This window comes from Yokenella regensburgei ATCC 49455 (genome assembly GCF_000735455.1).
In the GTDB taxonomy this organism is placed as follows: domain Bacteria; phylum Pseudomonadota; class Gammaproteobacteria; order Enterobacterales; family Enterobacteriaceae; genus Yokenella; species Yokenella regensburgei.
Genome location: NZ_JMPS01000039.1, coordinates 16,826 through 34,409 on the forward strand (window position 1 = coordinate 16,826; position 17,584 = coordinate 34,409).

The window sequence follows — 17,584 nt, forward strand, 5'->3', positions numbered from 1 at the left end:
ATCTCCTTGCGCCAGAAAAAAAGGGAAGTGGCAAAGCCACCTCCCTCTAGTGCTACAACTTATTTAGTGTTTTCTTTCAGCACTTTAACGGTGTAACGACCATCAGCCTGGCGATACGCACCGTGGATATCGGTTTCGAAGCCCGGGTAGTGAGCACCGATTTCGCACAGCATCTGCAGGAACTCCAGAACCGGACGGCTTTCTTCAGTGATCATCTCACCTGGCATCACCAGCGGAACTCCCGGAGGATACGGCAGGATCATGTTGGCGTTGACGCGACCGACCATCTCTTCGAGGTAAACCTCTTCCACATCACCGTGCAGTTCTTTCTGGAACGCGGTGTACGGAGTGACGATCATTTTCGGCAGCACTTCGAAGGCGCGGAACATCAGATCCGGCAGGTTGTGATGCTCAACCAGTTTGTGGATGTTCTGTGCCAGGTCCTGAATACGCATGTTTTCATAGAACTCAGGATCTTCACGGTACAGAGACGGCAGCATGTTTTTCACACGCAGGTTCAGGTCGAACGCACGTTTGAAGTCAGTCAGTGCACGCAGCAGGCTCAGTGCTTTGGTTTTGTCGATACCGATGCTGAACAGGAACAGCAGGTTGTACGGACCGGTTTTCTCAACAATGATGCCGTGCTCATCGAGGTATTTCGCCACGATGCTTGCCGGGATACCGAAGTCATCCATGGTACCGTCTTTCTTCATCCCCGGAGTCAGAATGGTGACTTTGATCGGGTCAAGGTACATGTGTTCGTTATCGATGTTTTTGAAACCGTGCCATGCGCTGTCAGAACGCAGCGGCCAGCATTCCGGCTCATCGATGTGCTCCGGCTGCCATACGTCGAAGAACCAGCCGTCAGACTCACCTTTCAGGCGTTTGATTTCTTTACGGAACTTGATTGCGCGCTGGATAGAGCCGCTGATCATGCGCTTACCGGCATTACCCTTCATCATCGCCGCTGCGGTTTCGGTGGAAGCCACGATACCGTAGTGCGGAGAAGTGGTGGTGTGCATCATGAACGCTTCGTTGAAGGTTTCTTCGTTAACGTCACCTTTCACGTGGATCATGGAAGCCTGGGAGAACGCCGCCAGCAGTTTGTGCGTAGACTGAGTTTCGTAAATCACTTTACCTTCAACACGGCCACCGCTCATACCACACTTACCTTCGTAGATCGGAGAGAAGTTGGTGTAAGGCACCCATGCAGAGTCAAAGTGGATGGATTTCACATCCAGGTTTTTCTTGATGAAATCCGTGTTGTACAGCAGACCATCATAGGTGGAGTTAGTGATAACGGCGTGTACCGGCCAAGTCGCGTTCGGAGTTTCTTTAACGCGTTTAGCGATAGTTGCGTGCTGGAATTCGCTCTGCGGGATACCACCGAGGATACCGTAAGCGTTACGGGTCGGACGGAAGTACAGCGGAGTGATATCGCTCATCATCATCAGATGGGTCAGCGATTTGTGGCAGTTACGGTCAATCAGCACGGTGCTGCCTGCCGGAGCAGAATACATCCCGACGATTTTGTTTGCCGTAGAGGTCCCGTTGGTCACCATGTAGCTGCGTTCAGCGTTGAACACGCGAGCGATGTACTCTTCAGCTTCTTTATGCGGACCGCTATGGTCAAGCAGAGAACCCAGTTCAGACACAGAAATGGAGATGTCAGATTTCATGGTGTTAGCACCGAAGAAATCATAGAACAGGCTACCTACCGGGCTTTTCTGGAAAGCAGTACCGCCCATGTGGCCTGGGGTACAGAAAGTATATTTACCTTCACGAACATATTTGAACAGCGCTTTGGTCAGCGGCGGCAGAATGGTGTCGATGTACTCGTCGGTGTTCTGTCGGATTTTTGCTGCGATATCGTCAGCGGCGCCCAGGGCATATTCGAAGAAGCGAACCTGCATGCGCAGATCGTTCAGGCTAACGTCCAGAGTAGAGTAAGTGTTAGCGAACGCATACAGCGGCATGTATTCGTTCATTTCGCTGATTTCTTCGCACAGCTCGAGGTTGTATTTATCCCAGTCGAAAATCACACCGCACAGCTGCGCATTGTTTTCGATAAGTTTCAGCAGGTCTTCGCGGTCATTCGGGTACACGATGCGGAAATTAAGACCTTCCAGTGCACGATGCAGTTCACGAATGGGTTCTTCTTTGAAGTAAACCCCCATGTGATTCATTATTGCAATAACGTTCATAGTCGTATCTCCAGATGTAGAGTGCCCCTCCCGTCACGTGGTGACAGGTGCAGGAGGAGCAGCGAGAAATGGGTTTAGTAACTAATTAGTGAGCGTCAGCTGTTTTAGCTTCTGCGGATTCATTCTTGTGCTGACGTTCGTGCATTTTGCGGCCGTAGAACATCAGGATGATCAGGCTGACGATAAAGGTACCGGCCAGTTCGAAGGAGCTTGCACCCATCAGGGCGATAAAGCAGAACACGCAACCCAGTACGGAACACACGAGGCTCACGATGTTGCGCATGTTGAAGCCTTCGAAGCGAATCAGGTCAACACAGGAGTAGAAGTAAGGCAGCATGGTCAGCAGTACCGCGATACCGGTCAGCATGCCGAACAGGTCAGAGGCTTTACCACCGCTGGAGTTCATCATGGTAATCAGCACCATCAGCACGGTCATTTTCACCGCAGCCAGCAGCAGGCCTTTTTTCGGAATACCATTGTTGTCAGTTTCGCCGTAGATTTTCGGGAAGTTACCGTCGTCGGCAGCACGTTTACCGGCCTGGCCTACCAGCATCATCCAGGAGCCCAGAGAGGTCAGACAAGCGAATGCGGTGAAGGCAGAAACCATCGGAGCAGCCCAGCCGCCGAGGATAGTTGAAGCACTGATGGCGAACGGCGCACCAGAAGCAGCCATCTGAGAGGCCGGGTACATACCTGCGATAACCTGAGTTGCAGCGATATACACGATACCAGCCATCGCGGTGCCCAGCATGGTTGCCAGCGGTACGGTACGTTTCGGGTTTTTCACCATACCGGTACTTACTGCGGCAGATTCAACACCGACGAACGCCCACAGGCAGAGCAGAATACTTTTAATAATGGCGTGACCATCAGTGGTCTGAGAGGTATTCCAGTTTGCCTGATAAGTGGCAACATCAAACCAGTGCCAGCCGACAACGGCAGTCATTACTACCGGAATAAGTACCAGTACCAGACCAATAGTGGTCAGGCGGCTTACCCAGGTACCACCGAGCATATTCACGAAGGTAAACACCCAGACGATAGCAATACATGCGATACCGGCTGGAACTGGGTTATTTAAAATAGGGAAGAAGGTAGAGAGGTAAGATACTGCGGTAATACCGATTGCCAGGTTACCGATCCAGTTTGCATGGTAATAAAGGACACCGGTCTGGAAACCAAACGCTGGAGAAATTTCCCCTGCATATGCAATTGGGCCACCCTCTTGCGGGTTTTTGGTGGCCAGTCGGGCATATACATAAGCCAAAGACATTGCACCAATAATAGCAATCACCCAACCCCAGATGGCAATACTACCAATACTTGCCAGGTTCGCAGGTAATAAAGCAATCCCACTCCCCATCATATTACCAGCCACTACGCCGGTACAGGCAAATAGCCCGATCTTTTTGGCTGAACTCATGTTGCGTTTTCTCCTGAGTTTTGACTTTGGAGGTGCGGATCTTGATGCATACCGTTTATTGATCCGACCGACTGGCAACAAGATTAATGATTCTTATGGAGTAAGTCCTAAGGATTAGGTGAATTAATGGCAAACCTGAAACAAATGACATCTTGAGAATTCTGAGTTAACACATAAACATGACAAGCTGACATCATAAAAAGATAAACATACAATAATTACAGTAACTTACACATGAACAACAGCGTTAAAAACCTGTTGCACCAGAGGTTACAATGGTTGTCTTGATATAACAATTGGGATGCTCATGAGAAACATAAATTTAACCTCATCATGCTACGTAAAATAGCATGATGAGGATTTACTTATTCTGCAGAGAGGAAATTGTCCAGATAAGGAACAACGCGGGTAATAGAAGTCTGGAATACACCGTTTTCAATCCAGTACAAGGTGTTCTCACCAGGACGTAAATTGAAGGCCGTGAGATAGGCATCGGCAGCCTGGCGATTGGCGCCTTTCATCTCATAGACCTTACCTAGCAGTACATAATTGAGCCAGGACATTTCTAAGTCGATACCGGTATTAATCGCCGTGAACGCCTCATTGACATTGCCTTTGCCCAGCAGGTCAATCGTCTTAATTTGATAGATAACCGCAGTCTGTTTTAACCCCGGCATATTTTCGACTTGTGAAATTTCGTCATACAACGCCGAAAGATTGTTACCATCAAGCGGTTGCTGTGAATGTTGTAGTACATCCACCAACGCTTTTTCTGCATAGGCATAAGTAAACTCTGGCGTACGTTTAATAGTACGGTCCAGCAGATCGCTGGCTTTACTTAAAGAGGCAACATCGCCGTTCATTAAATACTGGTGTGCTTCATAGAAATCCGTTAATGACTGGTTTTGTGATGGCTGGAATTGCTGCAGCACGCCCTGCATACCTTCTACCCACGGCTGCTTCAATGCATCCGCAAGGCTTGTCAGTAAATCATTCTGAATATTGATCTGATTATCGCGGGTAATAAAGTAGCGCTTATCAAGCATCGATGAACCGTCAGCGTTGTCGATAAGCTGCACCGACATAAAGCACTGCTGCGCCCGGTAGTGTCGTTGGTTGACGAACTCAATAGTGAGCGTTTTCCCCGAACTACTCGGTTCATTGAAGTTGTAGTTGGTTTTGTCATGCACCATGAACGTTGAGTAGGTGTTGAGCGTAGTGGTGACCAGGCTCCCCAACCCTACCGCATAGGAGCGCTGCGACGTCCAGTTATTACAGGAATTACCGTTCACCAGACGAATATCGATATCGCGCGGGTTCAGCATCATCCGTGTTTTGGTAATAGCCGGACGCGAACTGAAGGTGGACATCGCAACCAGCGCTACGCAGGAGCCGAGCGCCAGGATAAACAGGCACCACACCCAAAAGGTAGCCACACGGCGTTGCGGACGTTTGGGGGGCGGGTCTTCAGGATTAACCGGAGGAGCAGATACCGTGATATTCGGCGCGGCGGCGAAGGCAGTAGGCTCTGCTGGTGTCCGGGTCTCAAACCCGGAGGCGATCACCGGACCCGGTTCTTCCCCCTCTTCCGTACACCAGATGACCGACGCCGTCAGCTTGTAACCCCGCTTCGGCACGGTGACAATATACTCCGGGCTATTATCGTCGCCATCTTTCAGTGATTTGCGCAACTCCGAGATACTTTGAGTGACCACGTGGCTGGTCACAACGTTGCGGGTCCAGACATGGTCAATAAGCTCATCCCTGCTTAATACTTCATCAGGATGACGAGCAAAAAATACCAAAAGGTCAATTAAGCGCGGTTCAAGTGTTAACTGGCGACCCTGCCGACTGATTTGATTTACGGCAGGCGTGACCAGCCATTCTCCGACGCGGACAACAGGCTGTTGCATAAAAAAAAGCCCCAAAACGAGAAGGGAAAGGCGGGATGATAGCACATCTCACCACCTGACAATTATGAGGCTTACGACCTTCTGCGTAGGCAATTCTGCCGAAAGCCCTATTACTTCCTGGGATCAGGCCCAAAATGTTGACAGGAAATTAAGGACTTTCTAATAAATACACGGAGTTAGCGCAGGGCTTTCACCGCCTCCTCCAGAGCCGCAAAATTGGAACTGGAAAGTAACGGTTGCAGGCTGACGATGGTCTCTTCAGGAAGTGAATAGAGATCGAGAGTCAGCAGGCGTTCGACATCAGCCTGCGGAAAGCGGTATTTGATAAAGGCAGCCGGATTCCCGCCAACCACCGCATAAGGCGCAACGTCTTTGGTCACTACGGCACCCGCAGCCACAACGGCCCCTTCACCGATCGTGACACCCGGCATAATCATTGCGCGCATACCAATCCAGCAACCATCCTTCAGCACGGTATCACCCCGGTGCTGGTAAGACGCCTGAATAGACTCCATAAAAGGATACAGGCTGGCCCAGTCCATGCGGTGGGTGCTGTTTCCCCCCATCAGAATGGCAGTTTCCGCACCAATACAGACAAAATTGCCGATAATTAGCTTATCGAGGTGGCCCAACGGCTCCCACTGCTGGCTCACCGAATCGCCGTGCAGATAGCGCACCACAGAACGTTCGAAGCCGTTATCCCAGCAGTCGCTGTAATAACTGTGTGTTCCTTTGATCAGGATATTGGGGTTGGTTACCGTCTGGTGGAGTCGTTCGGTTCTTGACCAGTGTTTCTCGGTCATAATGTAGTCCTTTGATTTATCAGTTTAATTATTATCACCGTCAGTATGACGGATAAAAAATAAACGGCAGGTCAATTTTCTGACTTCAGGGATGATTACCGCCCTCTGGCCCGGCGGTTTACGCCATGCCGGGACCTTCAATCGTACAAAGACAGGACTGGATCATGAAAATGCAACTCGTCACTAAGCTACTACCATTGCTATGCCTGGTCTCCGGCGGACTTCTCTATTCCATTTCAGCGAACGCGATGGGGAATAATGATACTACCACCCCGACCTGTCCGAAGGGCCAGGTCTACGACAGCAAAACTAAAAACTGTTTGCCGGAAAAAAGCAGCATGCTAAACGATCAGGACAAAACGCAGTACGCGTATCACCTGGCAAAAACCGGGCACTATCAGGACGCTATCAATTTGCTTGATACTCTACAACAGCCCAACACGCGTGAAGCCTGGAACTACCGGGGCTATGCAACACGTAAGCTCGGACGCACGGATGAAGGAATTAGCTACTATCAGCGCTCTATCGCCCTCGATCCACACTACGCCAAAGTACGCGAATATCTCGGTGAAGCCTGGATGGTGAAAGGACGCCCCGATCTCGCGAAACAGGAGCTGGCCACCATCAAAACAATCTGTGGTACCTCCTGTGAAGAGTATCGTGATTTGAAGGCAGCTATCGACGGACACCCTGAATCATAAGTTTGCCTCAGGCAGGAAGTGATGAAGTCCGCACTTCCTGCCTGCCAGACATCGCCAAAAAGCCACTAAGCTGCCAGACTACCGAGGATATTCCCACAATACGGAAAGGGATTTTATGGGCGTACCCGGAAACAAAGCGCAGCTGCTGACAGCCATCGACACAAGCTTCGATAAACTCATGCGCTACCTCAGTGCAGTACCAAAGCGCGGTGCCCCGGTCCGGACAATGGAGGGTCACGCGAAAAACACGCAGATGAGCGTCTGCGATCTCGTCGCCTATCTGATTGGCTGGAACAGCCTGGTCATCAAGTGGATTACCCTCAGCGACGCCGGGAAACCCGTCGATTTCCCGGAAACCGGCTACAAATGGAACCAGCTTGGCCTTCTCGCGCAAAAGTTCTATCAGGATCATGAAGGTGAAGACCTCTCCACTTTGATAGCCGAACTCCATTCGTTGAAAACAGAGATCATTGTTCTGATCGAAGCGCGCAGCGATCACGAGCTGTACGGGAAAACCTGGTACACCAAATGGACGATGGGCAGGATGATTTCGTTCAACACCTCTTCCCCCTACACCAACGCCTGTGGGCGACTCAGGAAGTGGGCTAAAGAACATCAGGTCAGTCTGTAGCAGAAACCCAGCCACCATAACGACTTACCAACAATGCCTAAACAGAGCATAAATGGTGATGAGAATTGCTATCATCTCAGGGTTGTCGCCTACGTTATAACATGTATTATTAATACAACTTAGTGAGTCATGACTAACTGCCGTTATTTATTCAACTTCTCTGAATCAGTGGAACTTAACATTCTTACTTAAAAGGAAGAAAGATGAAAATTGTTGCTATTGAGGCAAACATCGCTGCCGGTAAAACAACGCTCCTTAAACCGCTCGTCAATATACTGTCAAAAAGGTCAGGATATATATGGAAAGCCATCGAGGAACCCGTGGATAAAGATCCTCTATTCCTTGAACTTCTCCAGGCTTTTGTTGACAACCCATTAGACGCCGATGCGCGCATTATGTTCCAGCTGTATATTACTCATAGCCGCCAGGGGTTATTAAAGAACCTTCCTGACGGGAACTACGTGATTGAGCGTTCGCTGTATAGTGATATCGTTTTTTGTCATGCGAGTTTTTTAATGACAGAACAACCCTCGGCAAAGTACATGACCTACTTCTACCGTATTAAGGAGTACATGCGTTCATACCCGAAGATTGATCTGGTGGTGTACCTGGACCGGAACGTCAACTCCTGCTTCAGCGACTGCATGAAGCGGGCTCGCCAGGCGGAGCTGAACTACACCATTGAGTACTTTAAGGATCTGAAGGCATTTCATGATGCTTGCCTGCCACAGATAGTCAGACAGTATGGCTCAAGGTTATTAACACATAAAATAAAGTCGGGATATGCGTGTCCTTTAACGCTTGCTAAATCAATTATTAAAAATTTCAAAAGGCCACAATTAAGTCCGGGATTATAAAATTTCATTATAATAGATTTATATCACCTGCAAAATTTAGTTAACTACAGAGAGATAAATATGAAACTTTCTCACATCGCTGCGTCAGTTATTCTTTCCGGGTTTTGCTTTTCAGCATATGCCTCACCCACGGATAACATTGCCGTCTATTCAACAGAAAAGTCTAACGGCTCAATTTCGATTGGCGGCCAGAGTGTATTTACCAAAACTTTTGAGGTTGAATTAGCAAAATTATCCGGTGATACCGTTGACCTGTCAAAACTATGCCTGAAGGCTTATTCGGCGAAAAATAAAGAATATAAGCTTGATACCATCGATGAAGAAATAGCTACCGGGATGTTAAAATATGGCAGACCCACAAAAGGTATTGCAGTATTTGCATCAGAAGATAGTGAGATACTTCAGGCTACGCTGGTGAAAATTTCTGCTGACTGCTCGTCGTGAAGAGAGCTGGAGCGGGCGAAGGGAATCGAATGAATGAACATAATTCATTTTAAATCAAGTTGTTAACAATGCACAAAGCAAAGCCTATACACATTACTATACAAAATTCGCCTCGCTTCATTTCAGCGACAAACCACTTAAGTTGGATGACTAAATAAGGAAGCCAACGACTTACCTTCTTATTCTACATCAAGATTGAGATGGCAAAGCCCCCGGATAGTGCCGGGCGATGATGTCATTCAGTTTATCGACCAGCTCAGGTCGTTTAAAGGTGATATGGGCTGTTCCCTTCTGAAAGTATTTTATCGCAAACATCTCATCCTCGTAACGATTGCTGTGCCTGTCATCATGGATATGATCGCCCAGGCGGCGGGTAACATCAGCGCGGTTGTCGGGGACGGGTTTTCCATCGAGAAGCATCAGCATGCGCTCAAGGTCAGCCAGGCGGTCACGCTGCCAGCCCCAGTTAAGCCCAAATCCCCACCGGTCGCATTTGACCAGCCCGCTAACGATAATTTTTGTTTCAAACTTGCAGGGGCTATTCGTTTTGAAATCCCAGCTCAGCCCTTTAAATACGTTGATGACGCCCCGTTCAAACACCTCGCCTTTATTCAGATGTAATTGCTCGAACGTACTCAGAATATTCTTTTCACTGACGGCAGGAATGTCGTCCTTTTCCAGACTGTTGTACCACTGGTCACGCGCCTGAGCGTCCATAAGCGAAAGCATTCCGGACTGTTGCATCAGCTCTCGCCATATACCACGATCAATATTGCAGGTGATCGCCTTCATCGCGGTTTCGGGTTCCTCCATCAGCCAGCAGTCGTAACGGTATTGCCGCACTCCCCATTCATTCGCTTTGCCCCCGCCAATACTGTCAGTTAGTGCAGAAATATCACCAAGCTGTTGCATGAGCACTTCAATCTGCGCCAGTGCAGCGTTACGCCCGGTGACGATGCGCTCAATGCTGGTCGAGCAAATCACGTCGGTATGATCGGTGAGTACTTCGGCTTCAGTCTGCATATTTAATCTCCATAAATAGAAAAGGCCCGCAACGAATGTGGGCCAGGTGTTGTGGGTCAGCAGGTTCAACGGGGTAGCGGGTAAAACAGTGGGGCGCAACCATCGATCGATGTAACCGATCGATTTTCGAAAATTGATCTGCAAAAATGAATTATTCAGCCTGGTTATCCCTGTGCCACAATCCCGAAAACGAGTTTAACTGATTGTTTATCAATCCATTTCCTGTCTTAACGAGGGGCGACCGCCTTTTACCCTGTGAACAGGGCAGCGAAATAACGTAACGGATGAAGTAATGAAAAGATGCGCACGCTGTAATAAGAAAAGGTGTGTTCTGGACCGGTTTTTCGGACTCGATAAAGAATTCTGCGACGAATGTTTATTTGATGCTGAGCAGGAAATCAGGGAAAAACACATTCTCCCCGTCAGGCGTCGGAAAGATGACAGCGAAGGGAAAGCGTAGCCCTGTATGCAGCCTGAAATTGATGTCAGCGTCATTATCCCGGCCTTCAATGCGCAGGCCACCATCGGCCGCCTGGTGTATAAGCTGCTGAGTGAGCAAACGCTCAGCATGGAGGTGATAGTTGTGGATGACGGCTCCACCGACGAAACGTGGGCCATACTCAGCGCCATCACCGATGAGCGGCTGATGCTTATTCATCAGGAAAATCAGGGGGTATATGCCGCACGTAACGCCGCGCTGGCGGTTCACGGCGGCGAGTGGGTGGTGTTCCTGGATGCTGATGACCAGATAGCAGACGGATTTTTGCGGGAACGATTGCACACGGCTCATGAAGCTCAGGCCGATGTTGCCGTGTTCAGTGGCTGGCGGGCCGACAGTGCCGGTCACCATCGCTCCCCCGAGCACCACAAACAGCCTTACGGCCAGACGCTCAGCGGTCAGGAGTGGATACGCCACTGCGTGAAGCAGCGCGAATGGCCGCATTACCTGTGGCTGCAGATAATCCGCTCGGCGTATATCCGGGAGCATAACCTGCGGTTCCAGGAAGGCAAAAGCCACAAAGATATTCTCTGGACCATCCGCCTCGCTGCCGGAAATGGTCGGTTTTATTTCGCCGACCGCCAGGACTACACCTACATCAGCAATCCTGCGTCCATTACCCACCGCCCGGATTATTACGATATCCGTGCGGCCAGCTATATTGACGTGATTACCGATATTCTCGCCCTGAGCGAACAACAGCAACACTACGAAACCCGACGCGCACTGGTCAGGCATGCCCTGATGGAGTGCCGCCATTTTCTCGGATTGTACCGTCGCAAAGTCAGTCACCAGCCAGCGCTGCGTGTCAGCTTTTGCACAAGGATAGCCTTTCGCCAGTTGCTGCCCGGTATAAGCAGCCTGAGTGATGTCGTCTTCCTCCTTAAGCTGGTTCGTAAAATTTACTTCTCCGCCGTGGTGTCGAAGGCGCAAGGTTAAACCGTGGATCTCGCGAATTCTGCACCGTAACAAACGACGCACCCCAATCGTCATACCGGGAACCCACTGACGCTGTCGCAGCGACATCGCTAAAAAAACGCCAGCTGGTGAGGGCTGGTGCTTATATGCGAGTGATGAGTACGGTTCGGTGGCTAATCTGTACTGGCCTGTTGCAAAAGCTGAAGATGGCGGAGGTCGCGAACGTCCTTAAGCGCCTTTTCAATCCATGGCAACATCGCTGCCGAATCCGTCCGGTCTTCATCGTTGTCGAAGACAATCTCGCTGTTACAATCGATGTTGTTCTGCAGCCACTCAATCAGAATGATGAGCGCCGCTTCGGTGGTTAATTCCGGCATGTGAAAGCCTTGTGGCAATTGAGGTTGAGCTACCAGTCAAAGGTCGCGAAGCCAGGCAGCAGTTCGCCAGAGGCATCCAGATGAACAATGCTGACGGAGTAACGACGCATGAGTGTTACCACCAGGCTACGACAGGCTTTCGACAAACCGAGGCTTTTTAGCCGCAACACAGGAAACGCCCACGCGCCCAGGCGGAGCAGATAACCTGATCCCGAAAAATGAATCCATTCTGACTCGCCAAAATCCAGATCCTGATGTGACAGTACATACAGCAGCGAATTGTCTTCCGCCGTGATGTGCGCGGTACTGCAGCAGATCCCCGGTAATGACGTATAGGGGGGCAATGGTGATTCAACGATTGCTGTACCCGGCTCATCTGCGATCCGCAGCGTGCAGCCATTCTGGTTTACTGCGGCGATCAATTCAGATAATTCAATGCCATCAATATCAACGACGACCCGGCCCATGTTGAGGGCCAGAACGTTGATGGTATCGGCTTCCACGGTGAGGGACAGCTTCATGGCTGCACCTCGCGGTATTTACCGGTGGTGATGTCGGTCACCGTTCTGTAATCGTTGCGGGTCATCAGCCCGGTGGTTTTGCGGGCGCGGAGAATATCGATACGGGTGAGAAGCGGCGACTGCGTTTCTGCGCTGAAGCCATGGCGGTCCGTACGAACCAGTCCATATTTTTCCACGATAAAATTCACCGCGTCGCACAGTGAGATACCTGCGTCGATATGCTCCTGGATCACGCCATCGTTGCCGAAAGGTGTGTCGTTGAGCGTAAGGCCATAGTGACGATCCAGCAGGTGGCTCAGAAGCCGTTGCCAGATCTCCACGGGGGACGGGTGTGTCGGTGCCTCCCGCGTTTGGGATCGTGGTTGGGTTTGCATTGGTTTACTCCGTTAATAGAAAAACGCCAACCGTTACGACAACGGATACTGGTGCGGCGGATCGCCTGACTGTACGAGGCGAAGGTGTGATGGCGGAGAGTCAGCTTCTGGCTTACGACTGACCGCTGATAATGAGGGTGGCGCTGTTGCCTGCCAGACCAACAGCGTTTTGGGCGCTCAGGATATCTGCGGGTGTGAGTGGCGGAGAGACGGACAGGAACGATTTTCCCCGATTATCAATGCGCTCCAGCTCGTCGTCTTCAACCACCTCGTTCAGGGCGTCAACCAGCGAATCACCGGCGTCAATGCATTCCTGGATAACGCCGTCATCGCCAAACGGCGTATCGTTAAGTGTCAGACCGTAGTGACGGTCCAGCAGATATGTCAGGAGGCGCTGCCACACGGCAATCGGTGGCACAGGCGATAACCGCTCAATTGCAGCGGCCCGTTTTGCGGAGACAGGATAAATTCTCATCATTGGATCTCTTTGTTGATGGGTAAAAACGAAGGTAAGCAGTAAGAAGGTTTATTCGGTTGTTGCAGGTGTCGGGTAAATTGCGAGATAGATGTACCCGTGCGAGCCGAGGCTATCGGCCTCACACACCAGTCCTTTTGCATAAAGGGTCACACTGTGCTGATGACGGGGAGTGAGTTCACCGCTGGTGAGCATCAGTTCCATTTGCTTCAACAGCAGCGGAAACGCCTGGTCCAGATGGCGTAAATCCGCCTCGCTGAAGGTCCCGATGATGCTGGCGCGGTCAGCGAGGTAATGCAGATGGTTACCCTCCTGCACCAGGCGAGCGCCAAAACAGGGTGTGATATTGCGTTTGAGCCCCCACCAGGGTTCGGCGATATTGTGGTTTACTGCCGGTATGTTATTCGACAATTTTAGCCTTCCTTAAACGTGAATTAATTCAGGGTAACGCTGCGCAACACGACATACGGGCCGTTGCGGTCCTGACGGCGTTCTGCGAAGACCGCGAGCACGCCCCGGATATCCTGCACCTCCCGCCCGGCATAGTGACAGACGCTGCCGGACCACTGGTACTTACCTGTGCAGAAGCGAAACAACCGGGACTGCGGATGCTGGCGGTATATCGCCATTGCCTGGCGCTTGCTGATAATTTTCATCGGGTGACTTTCCTCCTGTGCTACAGCCAGCCTCGCTCTGCAAACGAGATGGTCTCCATCCCGCCCACCACCAGATGGTCCAGCAGACGAATATCAACCAGGTCCAGTGCCTGCTGAAGACGCGTAGTGACCTGACGGTCAGCATTGCTGGGTTCGGCAACCCCTGACGGGTGGCAGTGCGCCACAATGACCGCGGCACAGTTATGCTTCAGCCCCGCTTTCACCACCTCCCGGGGATGGACCTGCGTATGGTTGATGGTGCCGGTGAAGAGCGTTTCGTGGGCTATCAGGCGGTGCTGGTTATCGAGAAAGAGTGCGGTAAATTCTTCGCGCTCCAGTGAGGCGAGCTGCAGGCGCAGCCAGTCGCGGACGGCATTGCTGGACGTAAATGACGCGCCGGGTTCGCGTAGCTGGCATTCCAGCAGGGTTAATGCTGCCCTGACCGTCTGCTGGTCGGCAGGGGCTAATTCACGTGCAAACAGCGGTAACTGTTGTTTCATAGCGGCTGACCTCAGTCGATGATGTGCATGATGGCGCTGCATTCGGGGTGACCGAGCGCGTAGTCCCGAAGGCGGTAATAGTGTTCCGTCATGGCGTCGCATTCGGTGCGCATGGCGTGGTGGCTGTAAGTCATCAGACAGACGGCAATCCCTGCGGCTTCAGCGCTGAGTTCACCACCGTTGCCGTTCATGGTATTAAACAGCGACCATTTTTCATCGGTATTGTCGTCAGTTTCCGGGGCCATAAACGCACCGCCGTTGCTCAGCGTGAAAAACTGCCAGATGCCGCCGCTGTAGTCAGCGCAGAAGCGGTCCATCCAGGCGAACACGGTCGGTTCGAGGATTATCCACTGCGGTATGCGCCCGAAGTGCTCAGGCCAGAACGCCACGCGCTGCTCGTCCGGGACGAGGGCGGCGGTCAGCGCGGGTGCAGAGCCGGTACCGGCAGGTTGTGTCTGTAGCGGGAGGGGATCGTTCAGGTTGATAATGTCGGTCATAGTGGTTTTCCTTGTTTATTTATCGGGTTGGGGGTTCTGGTTCAGCAGGTATGACGGGCAGGAGTGCGCATAGCCATCCTCATCACAACTTGATGGCCAGAGGCCTTCGGGAAGACTTAAGCTGCACAGGCTGAGCTCACCGGGTCGGTAGAGAAGATGTGAGCACCAGGCGCACAGGTCGTCGTCAGAGACGGAGCGGCAGCCTGTCCGGTGGGTCAGTGAAAGCGGATATGGCGGCACCTGAATCACGCCATCGGGAATGTGCGGCATTACTTCATGCTCTCCAGCAGACTTTCCGCCATCACCCACAACGCCCTGTTTAACTTAACGTCGCCGTCGATGCCGTTAATCGCGCGGGTGTGGGTACGTTTTCCCTGTGCGGTACGTCCGCTCATCCCGCCTTTCAACAACGATTCCTGAATGCGGTTATAAATGGTCCACAGGTCGTCCTGGCGGTCCTCATACCGTCGTGGCGTCAGTATCTGCGTAGCGGTCACCGGCTGGTGTTCTTCCCCAAAACGATATGTCAGCGCCGCTTCGGCCAGGGCGTGTTGTGCCGGTGGGGGTAACCGCAGCGACTGCATGGCGTCGCGCTTCTCTTCCACCCTGTCAAAGACGCTGAGCACTTCATAGGCCCCCTCAATCACTTTCCCGACAATATCGCCCCGGTGCGGAACTCTGATTTCGCCAAAGGACTGTCCGCAGACGAGGCTGTTGGTGCATACGCTTCTGAATATTCCTGGAAGTAACTGAAAACTCGACGCCCCATTGTGGCTGTTTAAAATAATGATTTCAGGCACATGCTGGCCATTTATCTGACCCGCCCGGCGCAGGCGCAGCAGGTGTTTGGTGTGTTCCCGACGTTCAGGATCGCGAACGCGCGACTGGCAGGCGAAGAAGGGTTCGAAACCTTCACGCTGCAGGTTCTCCAGCAGAGTAATAGTCGGTATATAGCTGTAACGGTCTGAGCGTGATGTGTGTTTGTCTTCACTGAAGACGCTGGGAACGAACTGCATCAGTTCGTCACGGGTTAAGGGGCGGTCGCGGCGGATTTGGTTTGTCCGCCCGAAGCGGCTGGCTAAACGCATGGTTAATTCCTTATGGTGGATAAAACGGCATAAACAAAAAAGCCATGCTCCTGTGGGAACATGGCCTGTTGGTGTGGCGGGTATTTGGGCGAGGCCCGTGGTGAGTCAGTCTCCGGGGATGCCGTGGCTGAGCAGGTAGCGGTTAAGCCAATACCCGGCGCTGGCTTCAAAATTCCACGCCCGCCAGATCAACTGCCCCTCGCTGTCGCGGATGACCAGCCGAAAATGCGTCCCCTGGTCGTCTTCAATAGCCACGTTCTGATACGCCGACACGATGACCTCAGCCTGCCTGCGGGTAAAGGGACCGGTCGGTATTGGGATATCGTCAGTGTTGTGCATTGCCATCTCCTGACTGGCGTCATAAAACAAAATGCCCCGCTCAGTGAGTAGGGCATCAGTGGGTTAAGTGTGTGGCGATAATCTGCAGTATCTGCTCCATCAGCGCCGCAATTAAGGCACCAGCGAGCAGGGTTGCGGCCTGTCTGGCGATATAAATGCTGTCTTCGTCATAACCTTCTGCGCGAAAGTGGTCTTCCACAAACTGTTGTGCCCTGTTGCTGGCACACCACGTCAGCACCTGGCCCAGCGCAGAGACCAGTATTTTCAGTAATGTCATGGGTAGGGTCTCCGGACTGCCGGGGAGGGCAGCCCGTGAAGGGGGGGATATGTAAATCAGGCAGGGTATGCTCAGTGATAGGTATATTGCCACCCGCCTTTACTGGTGGTGACATCAACTTCTGAAGCCACGCAGTTATTATAAAAACTCACCTCAACTGACTGCCCGTAGCGTAATGTGGCGGGCAGAATGGTTTCCTTATTGCTGGAGTACAGATATTTCTGGTTGGCGATACGACAATTTCCCCGGTTAACCACGATATTTTTCACCATTACGCCGTCATCGCGTGCGGTCACAACCACCGTGACATAACGCGTCCCGGCAGGATGGACCTTGTTAAAGGTTTCCACTTTGATGTCTGGCTGAGGCTGTGCTGCCAGTAAGGGAGCTGACACGGCCAGCAGAACAGGCAAAAGCCATTGTTTAATTTTCATCGGAATAATTCCTTATTAAATTCGGGAGTTGGGGAGAGCAGCACCGCCGGTTGAATACCTGCAGAGAAACAGCCCACCATGGGTATTACAGGCTGGCTCTGGAGACGCAGCCGTGTGTGCCGAATGCAGGCAGTACTTTACCGGCACCGTTGAGTGTGAACAGTGCGGGCCGGACGCCATCACCGGTGACCAGCGCCTGCTTACCGGTGCGCAGTGCGTTCCAGGCCAGCGTGAGATTGTTTTCTCCGACCCGACTGTCTGACTCACTGATATCAATGGCTTCGCCACCGTCAATCCGGACCTGAAGCGTTTTCTCATTGTCCATGCTGACGTCATGCCCGGTGGCATCGGTAAACTGGATGGTGGCAGGCGCGGTGCCTGAATCATCACAGGTCAGGGACAGCTGAGACTGACCCGGGCCCTTAATGACAAATTCGGAGACTCCCTGGCCCCAACCACTGGACCAGGTGTCCTTATTTCCGAAGGCCTGTGCCATTACGGGCATCAGCGCGCAAGTCAGCAGTAAAGCGAGCATCATTTTTCTTTTCATTTTTAAAACTCCGTTGGTTGTCGCCCCCTGTTATCAGGTGGTATCTGTATGATTTTAAATGGAACACTGACAGCCATAAG

At 51.7% G+C, this 17,584-nt stretch carries 23 protein-coding genes; 5 read left to right on the top strand and 18 right to left on the bottom strand.

Annotated elements, in window-relative coordinates; genetic code table 11:
- Positions 1-59 precede the first annotated feature (59 nt).
- The 4 genes from cadA to GYRE_RS11685 form a co-directional block, all read right to left on the bottom strand.
- Positions 60-2,204: a lysine decarboxylase CadA gene (gene cadA, locus GYRE_RS11670; RefSeq protein ID WP_006818427.1), complete on the bottom strand. Its 2,145-nt coding sequence runs from the start codon at positions 2,202-2,204 to the stop codon at positions 60-62.
- Between the two features lie 85 nt (positions 2,205-2,289).
- Complete coding sequence (cadB, locus tag GYRE_RS11675; RefSeq protein ID WP_006818426.1) at positions 2,290-3,627, bottom strand: cadaverine/lysine antiporter; 1,338 nt, start codon at positions 3,625-3,627, stop codon at positions 2,290-2,292.
- 365 nt (positions 3,628-3,992) lie between these two features.
- A complete protein-coding gene (gene cadC, locus GYRE_RS11680) occupies positions 3,993-5,540 on the bottom strand; it encodes a lysine decarboxylation/transport transcriptional activator CadC (protein ID WP_038255408.1) in 1,548 nt (515 codons plus the stop codon).
- Positions 5,541-5,716: 176 nt separating this feature from the next.
- Positions 5,717-6,343, bottom strand: coding sequence for a CatB-related O-acetyltransferase (locus tag GYRE_RS11685; RefSeq protein ID WP_038255410.1), 627 nt, complete (start codon positions 6,341-6,343; stop codon positions 5,717-5,719).
- Positions 6,344-6,507: 164 nt separating this feature from the next.
- Between GYRE_RS11685 and GYRE_RS11690 the strand changes: the two genes are divergently transcribed.
- The 4 genes from GYRE_RS11690 (at position 6,508) to GYRE_RS11705 (ending at position 8,976) form a co-directional block, all read left to right on the top strand.
- Positions 6,508-7,044 (top strand): tetratricopeptide repeat protein, encoded by a 537-nt coding sequence (locus tag GYRE_RS11690; RefSeq protein ID WP_038255411.1) that lies wholly within the window; start codon positions 6,508-6,510, stop codon positions 7,042-7,044.
- A 115-nt stretch (positions 7,045-7,159) separates the two neighbouring features.
- Complete coding sequence (locus GYRE_RS11695) at positions 7,160-7,675, top strand: ClbS/DfsB family four-helix bundle protein (RefSeq protein WP_038255413.1); 516 nt, start codon at positions 7,160-7,162, stop codon at positions 7,673-7,675.
- Positions 7,676-7,878: 203 nt separating this feature from the next.
- The gene (locus GYRE_RS11700) at positions 7,879-8,532 is read left to right on the top strand and encodes a deoxynucleoside kinase (protein ID WP_006818421.1); all 654 of its coding nucleotides are present in this window, start codon (positions 7,879-7,881) and stop codon (positions 8,530-8,532) included.
- A 60-nt stretch (positions 8,533-8,592) separates the two neighbouring features.
- The gene (locus GYRE_RS11705; RefSeq protein ID WP_038255415.1) at positions 8,593-8,976 is read left to right on the top strand and encodes a DUF4354 family protein; all 384 of its coding nucleotides are present in this window, start codon (positions 8,593-8,595) and stop codon (positions 8,974-8,976) included.
- 189 nt (positions 8,977-9,165) lie between these two features.
- On the opposite strand, the gene GYRE_RS11710 is transcribed toward GYRE_RS11705, so the two are convergent.
- The gene (locus tag GYRE_RS11710) at positions 9,166-9,999 is read right to left on the bottom strand and encodes a DUF4942 domain-containing protein (RefSeq protein ID WP_038255417.1); all 834 of its coding nucleotides are present in this window, start codon (positions 9,997-9,999) and stop codon (positions 9,166-9,168) included.
- Between the two features lie 466 nt (positions 10,000-10,465).
- Between GYRE_RS11710 and GYRE_RS11715 the strand changes: the two genes are divergently transcribed.
- Positions 10,466-11,437: a glycosyltransferase gene (locus GYRE_RS11715; RefSeq protein WP_038255418.1), complete on the top strand. Its 972-nt coding sequence runs from the start codon at positions 10,466-10,468 to the stop codon at positions 11,435-11,437.
- A gap of 152 nt (positions 11,438-11,589) precedes the next feature.
- On the opposite strand, the gene GYRE_RS11720 is transcribed toward GYRE_RS11715, so the two are convergent.
- The 13 genes from GYRE_RS11720 to GYRE_RS11780 form a co-directional block, all read right to left on the bottom strand.
- Positions 11,590-11,793: a DUF957 domain-containing protein gene (locus tag GYRE_RS11720; protein WP_038255419.1), complete on the bottom strand. Its 204-nt coding sequence runs from the start codon at positions 11,791-11,793 to the stop codon at positions 11,590-11,592.
- Between the two features lie 29 nt (positions 11,794-11,822).
- Positions 11,823-12,314 (bottom strand): DUF5983 family protein, encoded by a 492-nt coding sequence (locus GYRE_RS11725; RefSeq protein ID WP_038255422.1) that lies wholly within the window; start codon positions 12,312-12,314, stop codon positions 11,823-11,825.
- Positions 12,311-12,688, bottom strand: coding sequence for a TA system toxin CbtA family protein (locus tag GYRE_RS11730; RefSeq protein WP_038255424.1), 378 nt, complete (start codon positions 12,686-12,688; stop codon positions 12,311-12,313). Before GYRE_RS11730 ends, GYRE_RS11725 begins: the two co-directional genes overlap by 4 nt.
- 112 nt (positions 12,689-12,800) lie before the next feature.
- Entirely contained in the window at positions 12,801-13,163 is a 363-nt protein-coding gene (locus tag GYRE_RS11735; RefSeq protein ID WP_038255425.1) for a TA system toxin CbtA family protein, read from the bottom strand.
- Between the two features lie 51 nt (positions 13,164-13,214).
- The gene (locus GYRE_RS11740; RefSeq protein WP_038255427.1) at positions 13,215-13,574 is read right to left on the bottom strand and encodes a type IV toxin-antitoxin system YeeU family antitoxin; all 360 of its coding nucleotides are present in this window, start codon (positions 13,572-13,574) and stop codon (positions 13,215-13,217) included.
- A 23-nt stretch (positions 13,575-13,597) separates the two neighbouring features.
- On the bottom strand, positions 13,598-13,819 hold the full coding sequence (locus GYRE_RS11745) for a DUF987 domain-containing protein (RefSeq protein ID WP_025203213.1): 222 nt from the start codon (positions 13,817-13,819) through the stop codon (positions 13,598-13,600).
- Positions 13,820-13,839: 20 nt separating this feature from the next.
- Positions 13,840-14,319, bottom strand: coding sequence for a RadC family protein (gene radC / locus GYRE_RS11750; protein ID WP_038255432.1), 480 nt, complete (start codon positions 14,317-14,319; stop codon positions 13,840-13,842).
- 11 nt (positions 14,320-14,330) lie between these two features.
- The gene (locus GYRE_RS11755; RefSeq protein WP_038255434.1) at positions 14,331-14,816 is read right to left on the bottom strand and encodes an antirestriction protein; all 486 of its coding nucleotides are present in this window, start codon (positions 14,814-14,816) and stop codon (positions 14,331-14,333) included.
- Positions 14,817-15,085: 269 nt separating this feature from the next.
- Positions 15,086-15,904, bottom strand: a complete 819-nt coding sequence (locus GYRE_RS11760; RefSeq protein WP_038255436.1) for a DUF932 domain-containing protein — start codon at positions 15,902-15,904, stop codon at positions 15,086-15,088.
- A 105-nt stretch (positions 15,905-16,009) separates the two neighbouring features.
- Positions 16,010-16,243 (bottom strand): DUF905 domain-containing protein, encoded by a 234-nt coding sequence (locus tag GYRE_RS11765; RefSeq protein WP_025203217.1) that lies wholly within the window; start codon positions 16,241-16,243, stop codon positions 16,010-16,012.
- A 55-nt stretch (positions 16,244-16,298) separates the two neighbouring features.
- On the bottom strand, positions 16,299-16,520 hold the full coding sequence (locus tag GYRE_RS11770) for a hypothetical protein (RefSeq protein ID WP_025203218.1): 222 nt from the start codon (positions 16,518-16,520) through the stop codon (positions 16,299-16,301).
- A 71-nt stretch (positions 16,521-16,591) separates the two neighbouring features.
- Entirely contained in the window at positions 16,592-16,954 is a 363-nt protein-coding gene (locus GYRE_RS11775; RefSeq protein WP_025203219.1) for a hypothetical protein, read from the bottom strand.
- A gap of 85 nt (positions 16,955-17,039) precedes the next feature.
- Positions 17,040-17,504, bottom strand: a complete 465-nt coding sequence (locus GYRE_RS11780; RefSeq protein ID WP_025203220.1) for a hypothetical protein — start codon at positions 17,502-17,504, stop codon at positions 17,040-17,042.
- Between the last annotated feature and the right edge of the window lie 80 nt (positions 17,505-17,584).

What these genes read in the sequence shown, in the direction of transcription:
- cadA (WP_006818427.1), bottom strand. Translation starts at nt 2,204, where the DNA reads ATGAACGTTATTGCAATAATGAATCACATGGGGGTTTACTTCAAAGAA.
- cadB (WP_006818426.1), bottom strand. Translation starts at nt 3,627, where the DNA reads ATGAGTTCAGCCAAAAAGATCGGGCTATTTGCCTGTACCGGCGTAGTG.
- cadC (WP_038255408.1), bottom strand. Translation starts at nt 5,540, where the DNA reads ATGCAACAGCCTGTTGTCCGCGTCGGAGAATGGCTGGTCACGCCTGCC.
- GYRE_RS11685 (WP_038255410.1), bottom strand. Translation starts at nt 6,343, where the DNA reads ATGACCGAGAAACACTGGTCAAGAACCGAACGACTCCACCAGACGGTA.
- GYRE_RS11690 (WP_038255411.1), top strand. Translation starts at nt 6,508, where the DNA reads ATGAAAATGCAACTCGTCACTAAGCTACTACCATTGCTATGCCTGGTC.
- GYRE_RS11695 (WP_038255413.1), top strand. Translation starts at nt 7,160, where the DNA reads ATGGGCGTACCCGGAAACAAAGCGCAGCTGCTGACAGCCATCGACACA.
- GYRE_RS11700 (WP_006818421.1), top strand. Translation starts at nt 7,879, where the DNA reads ATGAAAATTGTTGCTATTGAGGCAAACATCGCTGCCGGTAAAACAACG.
- GYRE_RS11705 (WP_038255415.1), top strand. Translation starts at nt 8,593, where the DNA reads ATGAAACTTTCTCACATCGCTGCGTCAGTTATTCTTTCCGGGTTTTGC.
- GYRE_RS11710 (WP_038255417.1), bottom strand. Translation starts at nt 9,999, where the DNA reads ATGCAGACTGAAGCCGAAGTACTCACCGATCATACCGACGTGATTTGC.
- GYRE_RS11715 (WP_038255418.1), top strand. Translation starts at nt 10,466, where the DNA reads ATGCAGCCTGAAATTGATGTCAGCGTCATTATCCCGGCCTTCAATGCG.
- GYRE_RS11720 (WP_038255419.1), bottom strand. Translation starts at nt 11,793, where the DNA reads ATGCCGGAATTAACCACCGAAGCGGCGCTCATCATTCTGATTGAGTGG.
- GYRE_RS11725 (WP_038255422.1), bottom strand. Translation starts at nt 12,314, where the DNA reads ATGAAGCTGTCCCTCACCGTGGAAGCCGATACCATCAACGTTCTGGCC.
- GYRE_RS11730 (WP_038255424.1), bottom strand. Translation starts at nt 12,688, where the DNA reads ATGCAAACCCAACCACGATCCCAAACGCGGGAGGCACCGACACACCCG.
- GYRE_RS11735 (WP_038255425.1), bottom strand. Translation starts at nt 13,163, where the DNA reads ATGAGAATTTATCCTGTCTCCGCAAAACGGGCCGCTGCAATTGAGCGG.
- GYRE_RS11745 (WP_025203213.1), bottom strand. Translation starts at nt 13,819, where the DNA reads ATGAAAATTATCAGCAAGCGCCAGGCAATGGCGATATACCGCCAGCAT.
- radC (WP_038255432.1), bottom strand. Translation starts at nt 14,319, where the DNA reads ATGAAACAACAGTTACCGCTGTTTGCACGTGAATTAGCCCCTGCCGAC.
- GYRE_RS11755 (WP_038255434.1), bottom strand. Translation starts at nt 14,816, where the DNA reads ATGACCGACATTATCAACCTGAACGATCCCCTCCCGCTACAGACACAA.
- GYRE_RS11760 (WP_038255436.1), bottom strand. Translation starts at nt 15,904, where the DNA reads ATGCGTTTAGCCAGCCGCTTCGGGCGGACAAACCAAATCCGCCGCGAC.
- GYRE_RS11765 (WP_025203217.1), bottom strand. Translation starts at nt 16,243, where the DNA reads ATGCACAACACTGACGATATCCCAATACCGACCGGTCCCTTTACCCGC.
- GYRE_RS11770 (WP_025203218.1), bottom strand. Translation starts at nt 16,520, where the DNA reads ATGACATTACTGAAAATACTGGTCTCTGCGCTGGGCCAGGTGCTGACG.
- GYRE_RS11775 (WP_025203219.1), bottom strand. Translation starts at nt 16,954, where the DNA reads ATGAAAATTAAACAATGGCTTTTGCCTGTTCTGCTGGCCGTGTCAGCT.
- GYRE_RS11780 (WP_025203220.1), bottom strand. Translation starts at nt 17,504, where the DNA reads ATGAAAAGAAAAATGATGCTCGCTTTACTGCTGACTTGCGCGCTGATG.